The 1,527-nt window shown below is 77.3% G+C and carries 2 protein-coding genes; one reads left to right on the top strand and one right to left on the bottom strand.

Features of this window, described 5'->3' with window-relative positions:
- Positions 1-150: 150 nt before the first annotated feature.
- On the bottom strand, positions 151-606 hold the full coding sequence (locus V7793_RS37480) for a Rieske (2Fe-2S) protein (RefSeq protein WP_336014195.1): 456 nt from the start codon (positions 604-606) through the stop codon (positions 151-153).
- 122 nt (positions 607-728) lie between these two features.
- Between V7793_RS37480 and V7793_RS37485 the strand changes: the two genes are divergently transcribed.
- Positions 729-1,527, top strand: a 799-nt coding sequence (locus tag V7793_RS37485; RefSeq protein ID WP_336014198.1) for a carbohydrate kinase family protein, incomplete at its 3' end; no start/stop codon positions are given.

Consider the following 1,527-nt stretch of genomic DNA (forward strand, 5'->3'; position numbering starts at 1 on the left):
CGGTGCGGCCGGGGATCGTGGGGATCGCCTGGGACTGGTCCTGAGGGCGGGGCGTCCCCCGGGGGACGGGCCGAGGGCCGAAGGCACGGGCCAGGGCCAGGGCCTGAGAGGGCGGGCCGGACGTCCCGGGGAGCGCGCCCCGGCGGCGGCTCAGGCCTCGGGGCCCGCGATCAGCTTGCCGCCGACCGCCTTGACCGGCACGGCCGGCAGCGGGGCGCCGGCCGGGCCCTGGAGGACCTTGCCGGTGTTCGCGTCGAACTCGCTGCCGTGACAGGGGCAGCGGACCTTGCCGTTCTCGACCTTGTCCGCCACGCAGCCCGCGTGCGTGCACACCGCGCTGAAGGCCTTGTACTCGCCCGGAGCGGTCTGCGAGACGACCAGCCGCTCCTCTCGGAAGAGCCGCGCCTGGCCGACGGGCACGCCGTCCGCCGCGCCGAGGTCCACCGGAGCGGTGGGCGTGGCGGACGCCTTGGGGCCCGTCTTGCCGTCGCAGGCGGCGGCACCCAGCCCGGCTGCGCCCGCGAGCGCGGCGCCCCGGAGCAGCACGGTGCGCCGCGACGTGCAAGGGGGCTCGGCGGGGCTCTGCGGGCACGAGGGGGTGGTCATGGGGGGGCTCCAGCGCTGGACTCACGGTGAACTGCCGATCGTCGACCTTACCCGGCGCCCGGGACCGCCCCGCCGCCTGGCAGGCTGAGCCGCAGGAGCCACGGCCAGAGAGGACCTGCTTCGTGATCGTCGTAGCCGGAGAAGCCCTGATCGACCTCGTACCGGCCGGCAAGGCGCCGGACGGGGACCCCGCCGGGGAGCTGCCGGCCCTGCTGCCGCGGCGCGGCGGCGGGCCGTACAACACCGCCGTCGCGCTGGGGCGGCTGGGGACGCCGGCCGCGTTCTGCTCGCGGGTCTCCACGGACGGCTTCGGGGAGGCGCTGCTGGCAGGCCTGCGGGCCGCGGGGGTCGACACCTCGCTGGTGCAGCGGGGGCCCGAGCCGACGACCCTGGCGGTCGCGGACGTCGGCGCGGACGGCTCCGCGGGCTACGGCTTCTACGCCCAGGGCACCGCCGACCGGCTCTTCGAGCTGCCCGGGCCGCTGCCGGGCACGGCGCGGGCACTGTGCCTGGGCACCTGCTCGCTGGTGCTGGAGCCGGGAGCGAGCGCGTACGAGGCCCTGCTGCGGCGCGAGGCGGAGCGCGGGGTCTTCACCCTGCTCGACCCCAATGTGCGCCCGGGGCTGATCCCCGACGCGGACGCCTACCGGGCCCGCTTCCGCTCCTGGCTGCCGTACGTGTCGGTGCTGAAGCTCTCCGCCGAGGACGCCCGCTGGCTGGGCGGCTCCCCGGAGGAGTGGCTGGCGGCCGGCCCGGCCGCGGTGGTGGTCACGCACGGCGGCGAGGGGCTCGCCGTCCACACGCGCTCCGGTGAGCGGATCGCCGTGCCCGCGCCCCGCGTCACGGTCACCGACACGATCGGGGCCGGGGACACGGTGAACGCCGCGCTGCTACACGGTGAACGCCGCGCTGCTGCACGGT

The organism is Streptomyces sp. KLMMK (assembly GCF_036961605.1).
Taxonomy (GTDB): Bacteria; Actinomycetota; Actinomycetes; order Streptomycetales; family Streptomycetaceae; genus Streptomyces; species Streptomyces telluris.